The sequence below is a fragment of the Pelovirga terrestris genome, from assembly GCF_014773365.1.
In the GTDB taxonomy this organism is placed as follows: Bacteria; Desulfobacterota; Desulfuromonadia; order Desulfuromonadales; family Geopsychrobacteraceae; genus Pelovirga; species Pelovirga terrestris.
This window is the reverse complement of the sequence record NZ_JACWUN010000010.1, coordinates 106,316-127,294: the sequence shown is the minus strand read 5'-3', so window position 1 is coordinate 127,294 and position 20,979 is coordinate 106,316. Positions and strand designations below refer to the sequence as shown.

Genomic DNA, 20,979 nt, shown 5'->3' with positions numbered 1-20,979 from the left:
TTTAAGTGTTTTACGCCTATATAAGTTAAAACCACCCCTAACCCAAAACAACCACATATGTATATAGGCTCTTCGTCACTTTGAGTGGGTAATGGTATAGTGAGTCACTAATTCCGTTACCCACTCAAAGTGACGAAGAGCCATATCGATTTTATAGATCTATTTTATTACTAAGAAGCAGAAATGTTTTCATCTTCTACAAACATCACAGGGATATCATTTATTACCGCGTACTTCAGGCCACAAATACTGCACACAAGAAAGTCCTCTGATTCAATATGGATAGGCTTGTCTTTACACACAGGACAAACCAAAATTTTTAACAAGTTTGAAGAAATTGTCATTTTTTTCTCCTGACTTTGTCTAAGATTACTGCCAAAAAGTTTTTTACATCTAAAACTTTTAGACTTAAAGATATCTTGTAACAGGGAAGCTGAAACATACTAGCCTTTAATTTTATTGCATCCTTTTCAGTAGTAGCAAGGGCATCTGAAGTTTTACTCAGCTTATTGATCTTGGCAATAATCTTCTCTGGATAATTTTCATGATCAGGGAGTGATTTCTTTCCAATTAACTGCATTCCGGACTTTTCCAGTGCTGAGAAAAATCCATCAGGATCAGCAATACCAGCGAATGCAGTTAGCTTAAACCTCTTCAATTTTTCCATCGGAACAACTTCCCCGTTTAGAGAAATAGCTTCCGTGGCAAAGCAATGGAAAGATCGAAAAGTGGGAACCCTGCTATGAAGATCGAGCATCCCGTCTGCACATCTGGTCCTCAAAATGATATCAGCACGCTCAAGATCATGCCGAAATCCTCTGAGATTTCCAGCAGGCAAAGGCCATCCGTTACCAAAAGGACGCAGTGCATCCACCAGAACCAGATCGACATCCCGCCTTACCGCCAGATGCTGAAACGCATCGTCAAGAACAATAATATCCGCACAGGCCGTTCGCTCTATCTCTTTTATCGCATTGACTCTTTTGCGAGCAATCAAAACCGGAACCTGTGGATTGCGCTGGGCTAACAGAACCGGCTCGTCTCCGGAGTCTACCGGGTTCATCAAAATTTGATTTCCGTCTGAAACAAACCCCACTTCACCGCGAAATTGACCACCATAACCACGACTGACGATGGCAGGATGGTAGCCTTTTTCCATTAAATGTTTTACCAACCAATCAACAACCGGGGTTTTGCCAGTCCCCCCTGCGGTTAAATTCCCAACAGAAATGACCGGTATTGACGATTCAAACGAAGGCAATAAACCATAGTGATAACAAAGTAAACGCAGCCAATTACCAACGCCATAGAGCAAAGAAAACGGAATCAGGAAAGAAAAGACCAGACCCGTCAGAAAAGTGCCTGTTGGATCAGACAATAACTTCTGATGAAAAGAAATCAATCGGCTCATGTGAGTGACACAGTACGGTCTATCTGCTCCAGTGTACGCTCAACAGCTCCGGCATTTTCCAATATCAGCGCCTGCCCTGCGGTACCCATAGCCATACGCGTTACCGGGTCATTGAGCAGTCTGATACATATATTTTCGAGCTCAGCAGGGCAAGTTGCCTGCATACCAGCTCCTGATTTTATTAACTTATTGGCTATCTCCTTAAAGTTCTGTACGTACAAACCAAACAGCGCCGGTTTTCCAACCAGAGGCGCCTCCAAAAGATTGTGACCGCCCACTGGAACCAGACTGCCGCCAATAAAAACCAGGTCAGCCATTGAATATAGATCAAGAACTTCCCCCACCGTATCAACAATCAGCACCTCATTTGCAGATTGCAATGGAGTTGTTGCGGTTAAATCGTTCCGATAGCGACATTCCAGCCCACTGTCCCTGATCACACTCCTGACCTCTCGTCGTCGCTCAGGGTGGCGGGGAATGAGTATCAGACAAAGATCTTTGTCCAATCTTGAACGAATATTCAAGTAAGACTGAATAAGAAGTTTTTCTTCGCCGGCGTGGGTACTCCCGGCAACCAGCAACAAGGCTTGTTCAGGTACCCGGTAGCGTTGTTTAAGATTAAAAACCTGTTCACTATTAACAGATATTATTTCTTGATCATATTTCAGATTGCCGGTATTCAGAGTTTTGTCTGGATCCGCCCCGAGACTTACAATTCTTTCCTTATCTGCCTGCGATTGCATACAAAGCACAGAAAATGAATCAAATAATGATTTCAAAAAGTACCGGATTAACCGGTAGCGCGAATAAGACCGGTCCGAGATACGGCCATTAACCAAAAGCAAGGGGATATCAAATCGGCTGGCCTGACGGCAAAAGTTCGGCCAAAGTTCTGTTTCGGCAATCAAGATTGCTACGGGCTTGATCTGTCGAAGCGCCCTGTCGACAGTCCAGGCTAGGTCAAAGGGTGGGAAAATACAAATATCAATATCAGGATGACTCTGAGCTATTGCGTGCCCGTTTTCCGTCATATTGGTCATCAAGATCTGATATTCCGGGTGCTTCTGACGAATCTTTTCCAGGAGCGGAAACACTGCCCGAGCCTCACCAACTGAGGCCGCATGAATCCAGATAATTGCTTGTTCGAAATGCTTCAGTTGATCAGCAGTGTAATATCCAAGACGTGCTCTTATGCTTCTGTGGCTTCGACCATGGCGAAAACCATAAAGCCAATAATAAGGAATTAAAACCAGACCTGAAATAAAAAGAACCAGGTTATACAGCAGATACACCGTAAGTCTCCAAATGGGTCTCGGCCCGTTGCTGGTTTTCGTCCATTGCCTGCTGCAATCGTTGGCGACATTCGTCCAGCGGCTGATCACGTGAAAAAAACTGCGGTGAGCCGTAGCAATAGACCGACCGCGCAAAAGGGGAAGGCAAAAGAAAACGATCCCATGAACGAAAACGATGCCCGCGACTGCAAACATAATTCAGCGGAACAACTGGACGACCACTGATCCGCGCCAACTGGAGCACTCCGTCCTTTATCTGCCGACGTGGGCCCTTAGGTCCATCTGGAGTGACGGCCAGATCGACAGGAAGTTCTGCGAACTTCAACATTTCACGAAAAGCTTCACGGCCCCCTCGTGAAGAAGAACCTCGCACAGATCCCTGACCAAAATATGACACGGTACGTGCGATCAGCTCGCCATCGCGCGAACGGCTGATCAGTATTTTGGCTCCCGGCCCCTGGTAAATAGTAACCATCATTAATAATTGATCATGCCAGGCACAGAGGATGACATGCTTTCCATGCTGCCAAAATTCCTGAACAGTATCCTCACCACAAACCTCAGACCGTTGGGTAAACGCAACGAACCGGATCAGCTTGGCTCCCAACCAGGGCACAATGGCTATGAACAATTTATCCTTAAGCTTCATCCGTTTTAATTCCTGAATTGTGCTTCGTAGAGCCGGGAATAAAGGCCGTTATGACCCAGCAGCTCCTGATGCGTCCCCTCTTCAACAATGCAGCCGCGCTCCAGCACCAGAATCCGGTCGGCATACATAATCGTCGAAAGCCGATGGGCAATCACAAAGGTGGTCCGATCCTTCATCAGGTTGGTTAAGGCTTTTTGGACCATCGCCTCGCTTTCCGTATCAAGGGCGCTGGTTGCTTCGTCAAGAAGCAGAATCGGTGCTGCACGTAAAATCGCCCGGGCGATACAGATGCGCTGACGCTGGCCACCAGACAAACGTATTCCACGATCGCCGATCATGGTGTCATAACCATCAGGCAGCTCATCAATAAAGTCGGTGGCATAGGCCTGTCTGGCCGCCTCTTTAACCGCTGCCATATCAGCATCAGGGCTACCATAACGGATGTTATTCGCCAGGGTGTCGTTAAACAGAAAGGTTTCCTGATCCACCAGGGCCAGATGCTGATGCAAACTTTCCTGGGTCAGGCTACGCAGATCAATGCCATCGATCAGGACGCTCCCCTGCTGCGGGTCGTAATAACGGTTGAGCAGACCGATAAAGGTACTTTTGCCGGCGCCACTGGGACCGACCAGAGCAATGACCTCACCAGGACTGGCTGACGCAGAAAAATCGCGCAGCACCGGATCTTCTTCATAGGCAAAGGTCACCCTGTCAAAGGTTACTTGGCCATGGCATTCGATCAACTCAACGGCATCCGGCGCATCAACGACTTCCGGGGCGTTGTCGAGCACTTCAAATACCCTTTCTGCAGCGCCCAGAGCCTGTTGGATAGTATTATTCACTTTTGTCAGACGTTTTAAGGGGGTATACAGCAAAACAATCGCAGTTAACAACGAGAACATCTCACCTGGGGTAATGGCTCCTACCATCACCCGATTCAATCCATACCAAAGAACAAATGCCACCCCGATAGATGTCATAATTTCCATCAGGGGTGAGGTTGCCGCCGCATAACGAATTGTCCTGCGAATAAAAGAGTAATATCTAGAATTGACGCGGACAAACTTATTTACTTCCTGACTTTCTGTTCCAAAAGCTTTGATCACTTTGATACCGGAAAAGCTTTGTTCCAACACGGCAGTCAGGTCACCCATTGCCGCCTGTCCTCGGCGCGAGTATTTTTTGATCTGTCTGCCGATTGCCGCAGCAGGAACAACAGCCGCTGGAATCACTACAAAGGCGAATATCGTCATCCGCCAATCAAGGTAAAAAGCGTAGCCGATCAAAACGATAAGAGTAACCAGTTCTCGCAGCAATGTTATCAGTACCTCAGCGAGTACTGATTGCATCATATTTACATCATTGAGGATGCGAGACATCAAGTTGCCCGATGATGTGGTCACATAATTACGCATGGACAACTGCATGGTATGTCCAAAAAGTGCGTTGCGAATATCTTGAATTGCACGCTGCCCAGCTATACGCACATAATATTCCTGCACATAACGCGAGCCACCTTTGAACGTAGCAATACCAACTACCAGAAAGGGAACCAACTGAGCAAGAGCCAGGTCTCCGGCGATGATCAGATCATCCACAAATGGCTTCACCAGGTAGGCGATCAAGGCATCAGAACCGGCCACTCCGAGGGACGCCCCCATCGACAGGGCGATAATCCACTTGTAGGGGGCCGCGTAGGAAAAAATCCTTAAATAGATGTTTCTTTCTTTATTCATTCCGTCACGCGCCCTCTTTCAGTTCGAGGCCAACCATCTCGGCAACCATATCGGCGACCCTGATGGAGCATCCAGGAGCACCCAGCCGTTTTTGTACGAGGACCAGATCGTCACGCATCTGTTGAATATAAGCAACATCATCCAGCAACCGTAACAATTCATCTTTAAGTGCCTCAGGCTGCGCATCATCCTGAATAAATTCGCGGACAATGTCGCGACCGGCAATAATATTAGGCAGGCCGGCAAAGGGAATCTTGATCAGTCGTCGGCCAATGGCGTAGCTCAAGGGCGCAACCTTATAAACAATCGCCATGGGCGTACCAACCAGGGCCAGTTGCAAGGTCACCGTACCCGACACGGTCAAGACCGCCTGACAGGAATCAGCAACCGCATAAATATCCTCTTCAACCAGATAAATCGGCAACGTAACACCAACAGCATTTATGCGGTTTTCCAGTTCACTGCGTTGCAAGGAAGGAGCCACCGGCATGATAAAGACAATGCGCGGATCTTCCTCGTGCAGTTTTTTTGCTGCCATCACCAGGGTGGCAAAAATATAGTTCAATTCGCTCTGACGGCTGCCAGGGAAAATGCCAACAACCTTCGCATCAGCAGATAAGTGCAATTGTTTTCGGATATTCAGTCCTTGGGGACGTACGGCAAATTCATCCAGCAGCGGATTTCCGACATACTCGGCGCGCACCTTAAATGGCGCATAAATTTCGGGTTCGAAAGGAAAGATCAATGCCAGACGATCGACACGCTCGGCAATAGTACGTGCCCGGCCGGAACGCCAGGCCCAGACCTTGGGGCTGATGTAATAAAGAACCGGCACCCCGGCGTGCTTTGCCACCTTGGCCAGGCGCAGGTTAAAATCAGGGAAATCCACCAGCACCAGCAGATCCGGTGGCTGGGACGATTTCAGAATCGCCGCTAACCGACGAAAGCGCAGGATAATACCCGGCAATCGCCCCAACACCTCGGTTACCCCCATCACTGAAAGCTCATCTGAAGGGATCAGGATATCACAGCCATTTGCCTGCATGCGACGGCCGCCAACCCCAAAGAAACGGATATTTGGGTATTTCTCCGCTGCGGCTTTGAGCAAGTTGCTGCCATGGAGGTCGCCGGACGATTCTCCGGCAACAATCATGACTCGCGATGTGGCTGAAGAGATACTCAAAATGTGCATCCGACAAAAAAACAGAAGGCATGGCCCCGGAACAGGTCCTTACTACTTCTGTTTTTTAAAAGGTTGATGATTTAGCGGGCCAGCCCGCGCTCACTTGATTTCAGGAAATTCAGATACGTTGCAACCACGGAAGCATTCAGGTCAAATTCGGTTTCGATGGTCGTAATTGCTTCTTCCAGTTTAAGATTGGAGCGAAAAACCAGCTTATAAAGCCTCTTGATGGTTGCCAGGGCATCATCATTGTAACCACGACGTTTGAGACCGGTGGTATTAAGCCCTACGGTCTTTGCCCGATCCCCCTGAACAATGGAGAATGGGGCAACATCCTGGGCAATCATCGAGCCACCACTGGCCATAACATGACAGCCCACCCGGGTGAATTGATGAACGGCAGAGAGGCCCCCGAGAATAGCATAATCATCGACCTGGACATGGCCGGCCAGGGTCGCAGCGTTGGCCAGAATCACATGATTACCAACAATGCAATCATGCGCAACATGGGAATAAGCCATCAACAGACAGTCGTTACCAATAGTCGTCACGCCGCCGCCATCCTCTGTGCCCAGATGGATGGTAGTAAACTCCCTGATGCGATTACGGTCACCAATCTTCAGGGTTGATTCTTCCCCTTTGAATTTCAGATCCTGCGGGACAGCACCAATCGACGCAAACTGAAAAATCTGGTTAAAGCTCCCGATCTCTGTTCGTCCTTCAAGCACCACATGGGCGGCCACGGTTGTCCCTGCACCGATACTGACATGCTCACCTATCACGGAATAGGGGCCAACGGTAACGCTTGGATGGAGTTTGGCTCCCGACGCGATGATGGCTGTAGGATGGATCATGGATAACTCCATTGCAAAATTATTTTTTAGCGAAGGTTGCCTTCAGTACTGCCTCTGCAACCAGGGTATCACCGACATAGGCATTGCCCTGAAACTGATAAATACCACGTCGACGCGACAGCAGATCCATCTCCATACGCAGGACATCGCCAGGCATGACCGGTTTACGGAAACGGGCTTTGTCGATACCGACAAAGTAGGTGACACGATCTTTTTCAATCTTATCGACAACCGTAACATATGCGCCGCCAACCTGTGCCATCGCTTCGAGGATCAGCACACCGGGCATGATCGGGTGCCCTGGAAAATGCCCCTGAAAAAAAGGCTCATTGATGGTCACGTTTTTGTAGCCATTGACCTTATTCCCCGGGTCGACTTCCTCAATCCGATCCACCAGCAAAAACGGAAAACGGTGAGGAAGAATTTCCATAATCTGCTGGATATTCAATTTAAGCACAGCCATCCTCCTTCAGCAGGGTTTCCAACTCTGTTACGCGTTTTTTCAATTGTTGTAAATTTTTACGCATCTCCGGCAACTTGGGCAGGGTCATAGCAGAACGCAACCATTCCTTATGGGGCATCAAGGGAACACCTGACAACACTTGGTGAGGCGCTTCAAGATTGCCACTGATACCGCCTCGGGCACCAATGGTAATATGGTCTCCCACCTTCAAGTGCCCAGCAACAGCCGATTGCCCCCCGAAGGTACAATGGTTGCCAATACGCGAACTGCCGGCAAGTCCAACCTGGGCAACAATAATGCAATCTTCACCCAGATCGACATTATGACCAATCTGTACCAGATTATCGACTTTTGTGCCGCGTCGTACGCGGGTTTCCCCCAGGGTCGCACGGTCTACACAGGAGTTAGACCCGATTTCAACATCGTTTTCAAGGACGACAATCCCGATCTGGGGGATTTTGAAATAACCTGAGCCATCAGGAGCAAAACCAAAACCATCGGAACCAATTACTGCACCCGGTTGAAGAATGACCCGATCACCCAGTTGACAACCTTCGCGCACTATCGCCTGAGCATGGAGAAGACAATCAGAGCCGATAACTACATCCGCATAAAGACAAACGCCGGGATGGACAACGGATCTGGGCCCCACCACAACTCGCTCACCGATGACGCAACCAGGATAAATTGTTGCCGTTGAATCGATGGTAGCACTGTCAGCAACCTGCGCTCCCGGCCTTACCCCTGGGTTCTGCTCGCTGCTGCCATGCAAAAAGGCCAAAACCCTGGCAAAGGCCAAATACGGGTTGGCCGCAACAAGAACATCACGGTCGCCGACTGCCACCCCCGGAGCAACGATCACCGCTGAGGCGCGACAATCTTTTAACCGCGCAAGATACTTGGGGTTCGCTACAAAGGTGATATCACCCTCGGTAGCCTGGTCGATCGAGGCAACCCGTTCAACCTGAACAGTCGGATCGCCCCGTACCTCACCCTGAACCAGTGTCGCTAATTCCGCCAAGGTTGCCATCATTCGGTCTCCTGCCATCTAGTACCCTGTAACCCATAATCTTTCTCATCTTGCTGGCTATTTTGCGCGCCGGCTGCGTTGTGATGTCCGCTGATTAACTATGGCTAGGCAGCGAACATCATGCCTTGCTGGCACACAAAATCTCTGCGCAATCTTACGAAATCCTACGAGTTACAGGGTACTAGGTGTCGTTAGTTTTTCGCATCGTAGGCGTTGATCAGCGCATCGGTAAGATCGTATTCAGGATCAGCGTATACAATGGCCCCTTCGTTTTTTTCAATGATCATGGCATAGCCTCTCTCGGAACCCACCGTCTGCATAACGTCAAACAACTCATTGATAATCCGTCCGGTAAATTCAGCATCCTTGCGCTGCAGATCTTCCTGAATGTCCTGCTGAAAACGCTGCAGATCCGTCACTCGACGCTGATATTCACGCTCACGCTCGGCCCGTGCATTATCTGACAACAGGGCCGCCTGCTTTTCCAGGTCAGCCTTCATCTTCAGCACTTCATCCTGCTTTGCCTTGAATTCGCCTTCGTATTTTTTGACCTCTTCGGTCATCTGCTGCTTGGCAGCAACACCGGCCTTGGAGAGATTCAGGGCACGTTGAAGGTCAACATAGCCGATTTTCTGGGCAAAGGCAGGCAGAGCAAACAACAGTAAGGCGAGTACAATTACACTGATCTTTTTCATGATATCTCCTTATAATTGGTTTAAAATGGTCGTCCAATGGTAAATTCAAAAACACTTTGTTTCTCATCATCACGCGGATCGAGGTTATATCCCCACTCAAAACGTAACGGACCTAAGGGGCTGCGCCAGCGAATTCCGGCGCCGGCACTGTGACGCATATCGGAAAAATACTCTTCGTTATCACGCCAGGCATTTCCTGTGTCGTAAAAAAGGACACCTTGTAACCCGAGAGAGCGATAGATGGGGAAGAGATATTCCATATTGAAATAACCCATCTTTTCACCGCCGATATAAATACCGTCGTCGCCACGCGGACCAACTTCACGGGTTTTAAAACCACGAATCGTTCTTATACCACCGAGAAAAAAGCGCTCACTCAGTGAAACCTCATCACCACGAGTCGATGTTATGTACCCGATTTCACCATGAATGGAAAAAACCGTACCCCAGAACAATGGGAAGAAATGGCGGTGCGAAGCAATTGGCCGCAAGAAATGCTCGGTGCCACCTAGGCCTGCATACTCAAGGCTGATGCGGGTAACCCCGCCACGACTGGGATCCTCAAAAAAATCAGTACTGTTACGCACCCACTGGGTAGTAATTGATGACAGGGTTGATCGGCCTTCCTGATCTGCGATGAACTGATTTGCCAGGGCAACAGCACTGAGGTTAGTAATTTCTTTTTGCTCATAGCGATAAGTCAAAAACACGCGAGAATTACGACTGACCGAATGACCGGCGCGAATTGCACCACCGGTACGTTCATCATCGTAGTCACGAAATTCGCGTTGTGAACGGTACACTTCGCCGCCAAGAGTCCAGTCAGTATCAAGAAAATAAGGATCAGTGACCGCCAGTGAATAGGTATTGCTTTTGGAACCGACGGAACCGCTTAAATTGAGAGTTAACCCGCGACCAAGAAAGTTCTCCTGGGAGATCGACCCTTGCGCCATCAACTTGTCGACTGAAGAATAACCTAGCCCGATGGAAAAGGTTCCGGTCAGTCGCTCCTCAACCGCTACCTCAACGACACTCAAATCTTCAGCTGAGCCGCGTTTATCTGTGATCTGAACCTCTTCAAAAAAACCGAGGTTACGTACCCGCCGGTTAGCTTCCTTCATTTTACTGGAACTGTACAGCTCTCCCTCAATCACCGGAATTTCACGCCGAATCACCTTGTCTCGAGTGCGAATATTACCGCTGATATCAACCCGCTCGATTGATACCTGCACCCCCTGCTCGATCTCCAACTCGATATCAAAGAGTAACTCATCAGCTTTTCTGGCGGTCAATGGCACGACATTAACGTAGGCATAACCACGATCGGCGTACAGGTCAGTCAGGGCAAGGATACTGTCACGCAATTGCAGACGGCTGAACACCTCCCCCTCTTTAAGCTGCACCTGTTTTAACAGCTCATCTTCGGGAAAAAGCAGATCGCCACTGACCCTTAAAGCCCCAACTCGATATTGCGGGCCTTCGTCAATCTCGATGTCAATATTCAGATATTTGTTATCGATCAGGGTCACTTGGGGTTGCTGAACGATTACGTCCTGATAGCCGATATCGTAATAAGCCATTTTGATGCGTTCAATATCGATCTCTATGACCTCTTCAAGATAAACTCCTCGCCCCGTCAGCCAGGACAAAAACCAGCGTTCCTTGGTTTCGATGCTTTTGAGTAACGCCCGTTTTTTTAACACCTCATTCCCAATAAAATTAATATTCTTGACGCGGATTTTGCGACCTTCGTCGATCAGGTAGACCAAAGTTGCTTCACCACGATTGTCAATGTTCAACTGGGTATTGATGTCCACCGCATGGTAAGCATCTTTGATGTAAACGTTTTTCAACTCCTGAACACTATTGCGTACGCGGTTATGATCAAAAATAAACGGCGGCTTTAGCGTCGTGTTGTCACGTAGTTTCTGATCTGACAGTTTTTTATTGTCACGGAACTCTAAAGTTCTGACCAGGGGTTGCTCTTCCAGTTCAAAAACCAGAATAGTGCTCCCCTGAACCTCAGCGATCCGAGCCGTCACATCGTGAAAACCACCCAGGGCAAAGATGTTTTTCAAATTTTCATCGACCTGAGCATAACTGACCACATCACCGGGATTGATTGTAATCGCTCCACGGATAGCTGCCGTTGCCACTCGACGGTTCCCCTCTATCTGCACCTGCGCTACCCTGAATTCTTCTGCCGCCAGCGAAAAAGTCGCTACAAAGACCAGAAAAAGCGCAACCATAAGTGATCTAGACATCAAAAAAAACCTCAGCTCTAGTGGGGATAAGCAAACTGTAGATTATAAAAGAGTGTGATATCAACTGCAATTTAAAACATCCCCCGCCAGTACCCCGTCCTCGATCCTGAGAATACGGTCAAGACCGGCGGCTAGAGGCAGGTTGTGGGTCACAATCACCATGGTAAGGCCTTTACTGGCGTGCATGCGATTTAACAGGGCAACAATCTCATCGGAGGTGCCGGTATCCAGGTTACCGGTTGGTTCATCGGCCAACAACAATTGGGGTTCATTGACCAGAGCACGAGCGATAGCCACCCGTTGCTGTTCCCCGCCGGACAAGGCACCGGGCTTATGGGTCAAACGATGAGCCAGACCGACCTCGGAAAGGATATCAGCAGCTTTTTCGCCGGCCAGTTTGCGGGTCTCACCGGCAATCAGACGCGGCATCATGACATTTTCCAGGGCACTGAATTCCGGCAGCAGTTGGTGAAACTGAAAGACAAACCCGACGGTACGATTGCGAAAAGCATCAAGGGCGTGCCCGCGCAGGGCAAATAATCTTTCGCCTTCAACCCTGACGTCTCCGGACGTTGGTGCATCAAGCCCACCGAGGATATGCATCAGCGTGGTTTTCCCTGCTCCGGAGGTTCCGACCACCGCCACCCGTTCATTGCGTTTAATCTGCAGATCAATCCCTCTGAGCACCTCGATAACCCCACCCGGCGTCTGAAAGGATTTGTGCAGTTGATGCACTGCGACCATGTGAACATCAGTCATAACGCAGGGCCTCTGCCGGATCCATACGTGAAGCGCGCCAGGCGGGATAAATGGTGGCCAGCAACGAGATGGTCATAGCCATCACCACCACTGCTATCACCTCGACCACAACGATCTCTGAAGGGAAGCGCTCCATGCCGTAGACCGATTGATCAAAGATCTGAATACCAAACATACCCTCGACCCCCTTGATCAGAGCGTCGGCATAATGGGCCAGAGCCACCCCCAACCCTGTGCCCAACAGGGTCCCCATGGTGCCGATAATCAGTCCTTCAAACAAAAAGATTTTCATAATGCTGCGAGCATTAGCACCCATGGCACGCAAGATAGCAATATCACGAGTTTTTTCCATCACAACCATAATCAGAGTCGTAGCAATATTAAAGGCAGCGACCAGGACAATAATCGCCAGAACAATAAAAAGTCCGAGTTTTTCCAGCTTGAGTGCCGACAAAAAAGAGCCGTAGAGACTCTGCCAGGGGCGTACAACCGTAGGGAAAGCAAACTGCCCGGAAAGCTGATCAGCGACAGCAGGGGCGCGTTCAAACAAATCAACCTCAATTTCAATGCCGCTAACGACACCTTCAGACTCAAAAAACACCTGAGCTTCCGGCAAGGGGATATAGGCATAAAAACTGTCGATCAGGCTGCTCTGCTTGTCAAACACAGCAACCACCCGAAAGGGTTTCATTTTCGGCATCATCCCAAAAGGAGTGACGTTAAATAATGGGGGAATAACGTTCACCAACCCGCCCACATCAACACCAAGGGTTGTCGCCGTATCCATTCCAATGATAATGCCGGGACGGTCCTCCGAGTCAAAAAACAGCTGGTTGATCTGGTTACCTTCCCAGGTTCTAAGCGACTGAGCAAGGATTTTGTGGTCTTCGTCCACCCCTTTGACACTGACGGCAGCAACATTGCCGCCGGCCAGCAACATAGCCTCACGGGAAACAAACGGGGTCGCCGAGATCACATGGGGAAGTTGCCTTGCCGCGTTAACCAGTTCACGCGGGTTATCAATACCTTCACCATAGCGCTGGATCAGGACATGAGGGACATTACCGAGAATTTGCTGGCGCACGCCGTCGGTAAATCCGGTCATCACTGCCTGGACCAGAATCAACGCGGCAACGCCCAGGGTAACCCCGGCAATTGAAATAAACGAAATGACCGAAATAAAGGTCTGCTTGCGCTTGGCACGCAGATAGCGCAGGCTGATAAACCATTCATAGGACATGAAATATTAAGCCTTATCCTGCCTCGGGGCGCATTTGCGGAAAGAGAATGACATCGCGGATACTGGCGGAGTTGGTCAGCAGCATCACCAGACGGTCTATGCCAATCCCTTCACCAGCCGCCGGCGGCAGACCGTACTCCAGCGCACGGATATAATCTTCGTCCATGGCATGTGCTTCTTCGTCGCCGGCCGCCTTTTCTTTGAGTTGATCAAGAAATCTCTGTTTCTGATCGATGGGGTTGTTCAATTCGGAGAAGGCGTTAGCCAGCTCACGACCGACGATAAACAGCTCAAAACGATCAACGACATCCGGGTTTTCATCGTTTTTGCGCGAGAGGGGTGAAATCTCAGTGGGATATTGGGTAATAAACACCGGATTCCACAGCTTCGGCTCCACCACCTCATCGAAGATCTCTGCCAGCAGTTTGCCATGGCCGATGTGGCCGTCAAGTTCCAGCCCCAAGGTATCGGTGGCATACGCCAGGGAACGATCACGATCATTGAGTAATTCCAGCTCAACCTCGCCATACTTGACGATAGCATCCTTAAGGGTCAGCCGCTCCCATGGTGGAGTCAGGTCAACCGTCTTTTCACCATAAGGAATCACCAGCGAACCGCACACCTGTTGAGTCACATGACAAATCAGCTGTTCGGAAAAATCCATCAGGTCATCGTACGTAGCATAGGCCTGGTAAAATTCCATCATGGTAAATTCGGGGTTATGCTGAATCGATATCCCCTCATTGCGAAAGTTGCGATTGATTTCAAACACCCGGTCAAAACCACCAACCACCAGTCGTTTTAGATACAGTTCCGGAGCAATCCGCAGAAACAGATCCATCTTCAAGGTGTTGTGACGGGTGACAAAGGGCTTGGCGGTTGCACCACCGGCAATCTGATGCATCATCGGGGTTTCGACTTCAAGATAATCGTGCTCAAGCATGAAGTCACGGATCAGATTAACGATACGGCTGCGCTTGCGAAAAACCTCGCGCACCTCGGGATTCACCATCAGATCCAGATAACGCTGGCGGTAGCGGGTTTCGACATCGGTCAGACCGTGCCATTTCTCCGGCAGGGGCAGTAATGATTTGGTCAGCAGCTTGACTTCGCCGGCGCGGATCGACAGCTCGTCGGTCTGGGTGCGAAAGGGAACACCACAAACCCCGACAATATCGCCGATATCCAATTTCTTGAAATAATCGAAGGCGTCATCGCCAATTTCTTTTTTGGCAACGTAGACCTGAATCCGGCCGCTGCCGTCCTGCAGTTGGAGAAAAGCAGCCTTGCCGAAATCACGTCGAGCCATAATCCGGCCGGCAAAACGATATTCGACAGTGGAGCCTTCGAGGTCCTCACGCGATTCCTGCTGGTGATTGTCATTAATCTGGCCGGCGTTATGCAGTACTTTGAAATCATTGGCAAAGGGATTAACCCCGGCGCTGATAAAGGTATCGATTTTCGCTCTGCGCTGTTGCAGCAGATCGTTTAGTTCTTCCATGAGTTTCATCCTTAACTGATCAAAAAAATTAAGAGAGGAACAATAGCGCTTGTACACTGGTGCGTCAAGCAGGAAACCGGAGCTAAAACCCTAACCACGCCGAACCAAAAGCATTTAACCGACCAGGGGGAGGCTTTCCAAGGCAGCGCGAAGTTGTGGCGGCATCCTGCAGGGTTTGCGCTGCTGATAATCGAAACAAACCATCACCGTAGTGCCTTCTGCAGTCACCTCACCGGCGCGGGTGATCTGATATTCCAGGGTGAAGGCGGCACGCTTGAGGCCGGCCACCCGGACGCCGATCTGCAACTGATCGCCATGGAACATCTCCTGCCGATAATAAATGTGCGCTTCCGGCATGATCAGCCCACAGCCACCCACCTCCGTTTCGGAAAATGGGCCCAGCTGTGCTAAAAAAGCCAGCCTGGCATCCTGAAAGATGGTTAGAACGGCGGCATTACTGACATGTCCGCCAACATTGATATCACCGATGCCAACCCGATAGGAATAAGAAAACTGCTCCATAACCGCTACCTCTGACAATGACTGCAATAAAAGGTTGAACGCTGGCCGATGCGACAGGAGTGGATGGCACGACCACAATAACAACAGGGGCCGGAACGTCGACCATACACCAATAACTCCTGGCGAAAATAACCGGGGCGTCCTTCGCTGTCGGCAAAGTCGCTGATGGTGGTACCACCAGCATCGATAGCCGCCCTTAATACCTCCTGGATAGCTATCACCAGGCGTTGATAGCGTTGCCGCCCAATCCGTCCGGCCGCACGCACGGGATGAATACCGGCACGAAACAACGCCTCATTAGCGTAGATATTACCAACCCCGACAACAACCTTCTGATCCATGATAAAAACCTTTATTGGCTGCGCTTTGCCGCGTGACAGATGATACAACATCTCCCCGCTAAAGCTGTCGCTCAAAGGTTCCGGGCCAAGGTTTTTAAGCAGAGGATGGTTCAGGAGTTTGTCAGGGGAATAAACAAAGGTGCCAAAACGGCGCGGATCGGTCAAGCGCAGACAGGTGCCATCGGTAAAAATCAGGTCGACATGATCGTGCTTGTTCTCGGTGGTTCCTGCCGGAAGAAGACGCAACACTCCGGTCATCCCCAGATGGATCAACAGTCCACCCTGATCGGTTTCCAGCAATAGATATTTCGCTCGCCGCGACACCGTGGCAATAGTCTGCCCTGGAAGAATCCGACACAGTTGGGGATCCAGCGGCAGGCGCAGTTTGGGAGCACGCAGGATCAATTCCTGGATGGCTTTGCCGATGACGTGGGGAGCGATGCCGCGACAGACGGTTTCAACTTCCGGCAGTTCAGGCATAATTAGAAGCGCACCTTATGAGAAGCCTCAGCAAAATGACTGAAATCAACCAGCACGGCCGGCACTGACACATCCCGGGCATCGAGCTTCTGGGCTGAGTGATAAAGCCACCCTTGGCTGGTTTCTATCAGCAGGGCCAGTTCAACCATGCGGCTGATCGTACCTTCATGAGAACAATCCAGGACCTGAATACACTCGACCTGACCGCCATCAAGGCGGCGCTTTTGGGTACATTGCCAGGCAACAAGTGTGACGGCAGTAAGCTGTTCGAGGGCAAAAACAAGATAGCTGGACAGATCAGGAAAATGCTGGAGAAAGGGTGCCTGGGGATGATAACTCGCGTAGATGGCAGCGTAATCACCGCGACGAAGGGCCTCGAAGCGCCGGCGCAAACAAGCTGTCGGGGTCATGAAAGAGGTCATTCTTTAATTCGTGGGTCAAGGGCGTCACGAATCCCTTCCCCCAACAGATTGTAACCAAGAACGGTAATCAGTATCGCCACCCCCGGAAAAACCGACAACCACCAGGCGCTGCCAAGGGTCTGCTTACCGATAATCAGCATATTCCCCCAGGACGGAGTGGGCGGTTGGACACCGATCCCCAAAAAAGACAGGGCACTCTCGGTAAGAATGGCGCCGGCAACGCCCAGGGTCGCCGAGACCAGCACCGGTGACAGGGCATTGGGCAGGATGTGCCGAAAAATCAGGCGCACATCAGAGGCTCCCAGAACCTGGGCGGCAAGGACGAAATCGCGCTGGCGCAGGCTCAAAAATTCCGCCCGAACCAGACGGGCGACCCCCATCCAGCTGGTCAGCCCGATCACGATCATGATGTTCCAGATTGACGGATCAAGAAAAGCAATGACCGCCAGAATGAGAAAAAAAGTCGGAAAACACAGCATGATATCAACAAAGCGCATCACCACGGCATCGACCCAGCCGCCATAATAGCCGGCCAAAGCCCCGCAGAGGATGCCAATCAGGGTCGATATCCCCACCGCAACAAAACCAACCAGCAGGGAGATGCGCGCGCCATAGAGCATCCGCACCAGCACTTCTCGCCCCAGGTCGTCCGTTCCTAAGGGATGTTCCCAGCTGGGAGGCTGTAAGCTCTTACTGACATCGATGGCCGCCGGATCGACGCTGGTAAAACTCGCCGCCACCGCCATGATAAACATGAACAACACAATAGCAGCACCCGCCAGCGCCATGCGATTATTCAGCAAGCGCCGCCAGACAACGTCGCGCAAAAAACTGCTACGGGGCAAGGATCCCATCAGACGCCATTGATCCTTTCAATATCTGTCTTGGTCAACAACCCTTTTTCTCTTAATATCTGCAACAGCCGATCAAATCGAACGTCAACGTCCGGAGTTAAGTCAAGCAGGGTATTATCCATAAGGTCCTCCAACCCTGGATCTGATTCCTGAAATTGCAGATCATCATCGGTGTTCATTCGAATGGCGTGGAGAATGTCATCCTCGGTTGCCACCAACGGCAGAACCCGACAGCCGGTAATAAATTGCAGGTTTTCAATCAACCGCAGATCGGTCGGATCGGTCATCGCCACCCGCAGGATTTTTTCATTTTCCTGATAGCGCAACTGAACCGGAAAAACCGTTAATTGCTCCATTCGTTTAAGCGGCAACAACTCCATCAACGCCGGATCGATGGTTAATTCATCGAGACCGACCCGTGAATAAAGCTGTTGTGCTTCAAGAAACTCGGCTATCGTCTCTTGTGGCAGGTAGCCAAGTTTAACCAGCGCGGCACCTATCTGTCCTCCGAGATTGCGCTGATAAGAAAGGGCCGAATCGAGCTGAAATTGATCGATCAGTCCTGCCTCCAGCAGCAAATCTCCCAGCATATTCGATTTAATATCCATAGCGCCCCCGTGTGCGAAGATCTTTCATTAACCTTTTCCCGTAGTTTGTTGGCCATGACGGATGCGCGGATCAGCCAGGGCATAACAGATATCAGCGAGCAAATTCCCCAGCAAAGTCAAAACCGCACCCATGACCAGAATTCCCATGATCAGGGGATAGTCACGCATCATCACGCCATCAAAAAACAGCTTCCCCATGCCGGGAATGGCAAAGATTGTTTCAAAAATCACACTGCCGCCGATCAGTCCCGGTACCGACAAACCGAGGATAGTAATAACCGGCAACAGGGCATTGCGCAAGGCGTGCTTATAAATCACTGTATGTTCTGATAACCCCTTGGCACGCGCAGTGAGAATATAATCCTGACGGATCACCTCGAGCATATTTGAACGCATATAACGGGAAAATCCGGCCAGCCCACCGATGGCGGAAACAAAAACCGGCAGAATCAGGTGACTGATGCGGTCCAGAATCTGTCCGGAAAAACTCAGGTACTCATATCCCAGGGATTTAAGCCCCGAGATCGGCAGCACACCCAGACGCACGCCAAACCAGTCCATCAACAGCAGGGCCAGCCAGAACGACGGCATGGCAAAGCCGGTAAAGACCAGAATCGTCGTGGCACGATCAAACAGGGAGTTGCGCCGTACGGCCGAGAGGATCCCCAGGGGAACGGAAACGGCCAGAATAAAAGCGATCGACAATAGATTGATCAGAATGGTCACCGGCAGGCGTTCAAGAATCTTATCAATCACCGGACGCCGATCGCCAGCAAAGGACTCTCCGAAATCGAGCACGGCCAGACGACCAAGCCATTGTCCGTATTGAACATATAGCGGCTGGTCCAGGCCGTATTGACGGCGTAACCGCTCCTGCAATTCCGCACTGGCCTGGGGATTCATCTGGGTCTGCAAATCGGTCGGCTCCCCCGGGGCCAGATGGATCACAACAAAGGAGATCAGGGTGATTCCCAAGAGCAGCGGGATTAACAGCAACAGACGTCTGGCGAGATAAGGTAACATCGTATCCTAGCGAGTGTATTTCTGTTCGGCCGCAGGGACAAACCAGTGCTGAAAGTTGTAACGAATTCCCGCCGGTGCCGGCTCAATCCCGCGAAAGCGTCGGGACACCGCCGGTAGTGCCTCGGAAACATACAAAAAAGTGTAGGGTTGCTCCTCGGCGAGAATTTCCTGGAAACGATCATAATAGAGCTTGCGTTGCTCCTGGTCGAACACCCGGCGCCCACGCTCCAGCAGTTCATCGATCTCAGGATGCTCAAAGCCGATAAAATTCAATTGCCCTGGGGCGGTCTTGCTGGAATGCCAGATATTGTACTGATCCGGCTCCGGTCCACCGCTCCACCCGAGGATGGTCGCGTCAAAATTGCCCGGGTTGATAAAATCTTTAAGGAATGTCGCCCATTCAATCACCCGCAAACGCACATCCACCCCTATTTCGCGAAAACGCCGCTGGATAATTTCCCCGGTTTTGATGCGCAGATCATTCCCCTGATTGGTCACAATGGTAAACGCCAGGGGCTTACCATCTTTTTCGAGAATACCGTCGCCGTTTGCATCATGCCAGCCGGCCTCTGCCAGCAGTTGCCGCGCTTTTTCAGGGTTATAATGATACGGCATGACCTCCGGATTATACACCCAGGTATCAGGTTTATAGGGACCGGTAGCAGCGACACCATAACCGAGCAGGACGCCATCAATCAACTCCTGTTTATCAATCGCGTAAGCCAGGGCCTGTCGCACCCGCCTATCGGCAAACAACGGCCGCCGTAAATTATAGCCAAGGTAGGTATAGCCAAAACTTAAATATTGGTATTTATTATAATTTCTGCGGAATGCCGGGGTATCGGTCTGACGATCAAACTGCAGCGGCGTCAAGCCCATAAAATCCAGGCTACCGGTCTGCAATTCAAGAAACTGAGTCGAGACATCGGGAATAATCCGATAAACCACCCGGCGGATATAGGGTGACCCCTCGAAATAGTCCGGATTGGCCTCCAGCACAATCTTCTCGCCACTGACCCATTCACTAAAGCGATAGGGACCAGTGCCAACCGGGCTGCGTGACAGGGGGCTGCGCAAAATATCTGTATCTTCAAGCAGATGCCGGGGATGAATGGCCGTCGCCCAACTCAAGAGGGCCGGCGCATAAGGGGTATCGTAATAGGCAATAAAGGTATAGGGATCGGGCGTTTCGACCCGGGTCACCTGACTGAACGACTCGGCATAGGCGGTCGGGATCTCGGGGTCAATATACAGTTGGTAAGTAAACTTGACATCGTCAGAGATAAAGGGGCTGCCGTCGTGCCAGCGAACATCACGACGCAGATAAAAGGTCAGAATCCGGTTGTCATCTGATACCTCCCAGCGTTCGGCCAACTCACCCTCCAGCTCGAGTTGACCGTTGTAGCGCAGCAGACCATTGTAGACGAGACTGTTGATGGCACTGGAAGCAGAATCTGACGAAAGTACCGGCAGCAGATTGCTGGCATCACCAATGGACGCCTCAATGAAGGTATCACCATATTCCGGGGCCAGCGCCTCAGACATCCCGGGTAGTGACACCTCCGACTGGCGCTCACAGGCTCCCAGCAATAGCAGTAGTGCTGCAACGACACCCAATCTAAATAACATATGCAACATATCGAGCCTCCTGT

The 20,979-nt window shown here is 50.6% G+C and carries 21 protein-coding genes; all 21 read right to left on the bottom strand.

Annotated features, from left to right (window positions below):
• Positions 1–170 precede the first annotated feature (170 nt).
• The 21 genes from ICT70_RS15255 to ICT70_RS09945 all read right to left on the bottom strand — a co-directional run bounded on the left by ICT70_RS15255 (position 171) and on the right by ICT70_RS09945 (position 20,965).
• Positions 171–344 (bottom strand): Trm112 family protein, encoded by a 174-nt coding sequence (locus ICT70_RS15255; protein WP_420488580.1) that lies wholly within the window; start codon positions 342–344, stop codon positions 171–173.
• A complete protein-coding gene (lpxK, locus tag ICT70_RS10040) occupies positions 341–1,411 on the bottom strand; it encodes a tetraacyldisaccharide 4'-kinase (RefSeq protein ID WP_191156145.1) in 1,071 nt (356 codons plus the stop codon). Before lpxK ends, ICT70_RS15255 begins: the two co-directional genes overlap by 4 nt.
• Positions 1,408–2,703, bottom strand: a complete 1,296-nt coding sequence (locus ICT70_RS10035; protein ID WP_191156143.1) for a glycosyltransferase N-terminal domain-containing protein — start codon at positions 2,701–2,703, stop codon at positions 1,408–1,410. The genes lpxK and ICT70_RS10035 overlap by 4 nt, the downstream gene beginning before the upstream one ends.
• Positions 2,687–3,352, bottom strand: coding sequence for a lysophospholipid acyltransferase family protein (locus ICT70_RS10030; protein ID WP_191156141.1), 666 nt, complete (start codon positions 3,350–3,352; stop codon positions 2,687–2,689). The genes ICT70_RS10035 and ICT70_RS10030 overlap by 17 nt, the downstream gene beginning before the upstream one ends.
• A 5-nt stretch (positions 3,353–3,357) precedes the next feature.
• Positions 3,358–5,088 (bottom strand): lipid A export permease/ATP-binding protein MsbA, encoded by a 1,731-nt coding sequence (msbA, locus tag ICT70_RS10025; protein ID WP_191156139.1) that lies wholly within the window; start codon positions 5,086–5,088, stop codon positions 3,358–3,360.
• A gap of 4 nt (positions 5,089–5,092) precedes the next feature.
• Positions 5,093–6,271: a lipid-A-disaccharide synthase gene (gene lpxB / locus ICT70_RS10020; RefSeq protein WP_224746958.1), complete on the bottom strand. Its 1,179-nt coding sequence runs from the start codon at positions 6,269–6,271 to the stop codon at positions 5,093–5,095.
• 80 nt (positions 6,272–6,351) lie between these two features.
• Positions 6,352–7,125: an acyl-ACP--UDP-N-acetylglucosamine O-acyltransferase gene (gene lpxA / locus ICT70_RS10015; protein ID WP_191156135.1), complete on the bottom strand. Its 774-nt coding sequence runs from the start codon at positions 7,123–7,125 to the stop codon at positions 6,352–6,354.
• A 19-nt stretch (positions 7,126–7,144) separates the two neighbouring features.
• Positions 7,145–7,582, bottom strand: coding sequence for a 3-hydroxyacyl-ACP dehydratase FabZ (gene fabZ, locus ICT70_RS10010; RefSeq protein WP_337906845.1), 438 nt, complete (start codon positions 7,580–7,582; stop codon positions 7,145–7,147).
• On the bottom strand, positions 7,575–8,621 hold the full coding sequence (gene lpxD / locus ICT70_RS10005; RefSeq protein ID WP_191156131.1) for a UDP-3-O-(3-hydroxymyristoyl)glucosamine N-acyltransferase: 1,047 nt from the start codon (positions 8,619–8,621) through the stop codon (positions 7,575–7,577). The genes fabZ and lpxD overlap by 8 nt, the downstream gene beginning before the upstream one ends.
• Positions 8,622–8,809: 188 nt before the next feature.
• Entirely contained in the window at positions 8,810–9,313 is a 504-nt protein-coding gene (locus ICT70_RS10000; RefSeq protein WP_191156129.1) for an OmpH/Skp family outer membrane protein, read from the bottom strand.
• A 20-nt stretch (positions 9,314–9,333) separates the two neighbouring features.
• Positions 9,334–11,577, bottom strand: coding sequence for an outer membrane protein assembly factor BamA (bamA, locus tag ICT70_RS09995; RefSeq protein WP_191156127.1), 2,244 nt, complete (start codon positions 11,575–11,577; stop codon positions 9,334–9,336).
• A 60-nt stretch (positions 11,578–11,637) separates the two neighbouring features.
• On the bottom strand, positions 11,638–12,336 hold the full coding sequence (locus ICT70_RS09990; RefSeq protein WP_420488579.1) for an ABC transporter ATP-binding protein: 699 nt from the start codon (positions 12,334–12,336) through the stop codon (positions 11,638–11,640).
• Positions 12,329–13,576 (bottom strand): lipoprotein-releasing ABC transporter permease subunit, encoded by a 1,248-nt coding sequence (locus ICT70_RS09985; RefSeq protein WP_191156126.1) that lies wholly within the window; start codon positions 13,574–13,576, stop codon positions 12,329–12,331. Before ICT70_RS09985 ends, ICT70_RS09990 begins: the two co-directional genes overlap by 8 nt.
• Before the next feature lie 13 nt (positions 13,577–13,589).
• A complete protein-coding gene (gene lysS / locus ICT70_RS09980) occupies positions 13,590–15,077 on the bottom strand; it encodes a lysine--tRNA ligase (protein ID WP_191156124.1) in 1,488 nt (495 codons plus the stop codon).
• Between the two features lie 114 nt (positions 15,078–15,191).
• Positions 15,192–15,599, bottom strand: coding sequence for an acyl-CoA thioesterase (locus ICT70_RS09975; RefSeq protein WP_191156122.1), 408 nt, complete (start codon positions 15,597–15,599; stop codon positions 15,192–15,194).
• A gap of 5 nt (positions 15,600–15,604) precedes the next feature.
• Positions 15,605–16,420 carry a bifunctional DNA-formamidopyrimidine glycosylase/DNA-(apurinic or apyrimidinic site) lyase gene (mutM, locus tag ICT70_RS09970; RefSeq protein ID WP_191156120.1) on the bottom strand — a complete coding sequence of 272 codons (816 nt, stop codon included), beginning with the start codon at positions 16,418–16,420 and terminating at the stop codon, positions 15,605–15,607.
• A gap of 2 nt (positions 16,421–16,422) precedes the next feature.
• Positions 16,423–16,830, bottom strand: coding sequence for a hypothetical protein (locus ICT70_RS09965; protein ID WP_191156118.1), 408 nt, complete (start codon positions 16,828–16,830; stop codon positions 16,423–16,425).
• An 8-nt stretch (positions 16,831–16,838) separates the two neighbouring features.
• Complete coding sequence (locus tag ICT70_RS09960) at positions 16,839–17,696, bottom strand: ABC transporter permease (protein WP_191156116.1); 858 nt, start codon at positions 17,694–17,696, stop codon at positions 16,839–16,841.
• A complete protein-coding gene (locus tag ICT70_RS09955; RefSeq protein ID WP_191156114.1) occupies positions 17,696–18,304 on the bottom strand; it encodes a GspE/PulE/PilB domain-containing protein in 609 nt (202 codons plus the stop codon). The genes ICT70_RS09960 and ICT70_RS09955 overlap by 1 nt, the downstream gene beginning before the upstream one ends.
• Before the next feature lie 27 nt (positions 18,305–18,331).
• Complete coding sequence (locus ICT70_RS09950; RefSeq protein ID WP_191156112.1) at positions 18,332–19,327, bottom strand: ABC transporter permease; 996 nt, start codon at positions 19,325–19,327, stop codon at positions 18,332–18,334.
• 6 nt (positions 19,328–19,333) lie between these two features.
• Positions 19,334–20,965, bottom strand: a complete 1,632-nt coding sequence (locus tag ICT70_RS09945; RefSeq protein ID WP_337906843.1) for a peptide-binding protein — start codon at positions 20,963–20,965, stop codon at positions 19,334–19,336.
• Between the last annotated feature and the right edge of the window lie 14 nt (positions 20,966–20,979).

Excerpts from the sequence above, each read along its gene's own strand:
- ICT70_RS15255 (WP_420488580.1), bottom strand. The coding sequence starts at position 344 with ATGACAATTTCTTCAAACTTGTTAAAAATTTTGGTTTGTCCTGTGTGT.
- bamA (WP_191156127.1), bottom strand. The coding sequence starts at position 11,577 with ATGTCTAGATCACTTATGGTTGCGCTTTTTCTGGTCTTTGTAGCGACT.
- ICT70_RS10000 (WP_191156129.1), bottom strand. The coding sequence starts at position 9,313 with ATGAAAAAGATCAGTGTAATTGTACTCGCCTTACTGTTGTTTGCTCTG.
- ICT70_RS09975 (WP_191156122.1), bottom strand. The coding sequence starts at position 15,599 with ATGGAGCAGTTTTCTTATTCCTATCGGGTTGGCATCGGTGATATCAAT.
- mutM (WP_191156120.1), bottom strand. The coding sequence starts at position 16,420 with ATGCCTGAACTGCCGGAAGTTGAAACCGTCTGTCGCGGCATCGCTCCC.
- ICT70_RS10030 (WP_191156141.1), bottom strand. The coding sequence starts at position 3,352 with ATGAAGCTTAAGGATAAATTGTTCATAGCCATTGTGCCCTGGTTGGGA.
- ICT70_RS09965 (WP_191156118.1), bottom strand. The coding sequence starts at position 16,830 with ATGACCCCGACAGCTTGTTTGCGCCGGCGCTTCGAGGCCCTTCGTCGC.
- lysS (WP_191156124.1), bottom strand. The coding sequence starts at position 15,077 with ATGGAAGAACTAAACGATCTGCTGCAACAGCGCAGAGCGAAAATCGAT.
- ICT70_RS09960 (WP_191156116.1), bottom strand. The coding sequence starts at position 17,696 with ATGGGATCCTTGCCCCGTAGCAGTTTTTTGCGCGACGTTGTCTGGCGG.
- ICT70_RS09990 (WP_420488579.1), bottom strand. The coding sequence starts at position 12,336 with ATGACTGATGTTCACATGGTCGCAGTGCATCAACTGCACAAATCCTTT.
- ICT70_RS09955 (WP_191156114.1), bottom strand. The coding sequence starts at position 18,304 with ATGGATATTAAATCGAATATGCTGGGAGATTTGCTGCTGGAGGCAGGA.
- lpxK (WP_191156145.1), bottom strand. The coding sequence starts at position 1,411 with ATGAGCCGATTGATTTCTTTTCATCAGAAGTTATTGTCTGATCCAACA.
- ICT70_RS09945 (WP_337906843.1), bottom strand. The coding sequence starts at position 20,965 with ATGTTGCATATGTTATTTAGATTGGGTGTCGTTGCAGCACTACTGCTA.
- ICT70_RS09985 (WP_191156126.1), bottom strand. The coding sequence starts at position 13,576 with ATGTCCTATGAATGGTTTATCAGCCTGCGCTATCTGCGTGCCAAGCGC.
- lpxD (WP_191156131.1), bottom strand. The coding sequence starts at position 8,621 with ATGATGGCAACCTTGGCGGAATTAGCGACACTGGTTCAGGGTGAGGTA.
- msbA (WP_191156139.1), bottom strand. The coding sequence starts at position 5,088 with ATGAATAAAGAAAGAAACATCTATTTAAGGATTTTTTCCTACGCGGCC.
- ICT70_RS09950 (WP_191156112.1), bottom strand. The coding sequence starts at position 19,327 with ATGTTACCTTATCTCGCCAGACGTCTGTTGCTGTTAATCCCGCTGCTC.
- lpxA (WP_191156135.1), bottom strand. The coding sequence starts at position 7,125 with ATGATCCATCCTACAGCCATCATCGCGTCGGGAGCCAAACTCCATCCA.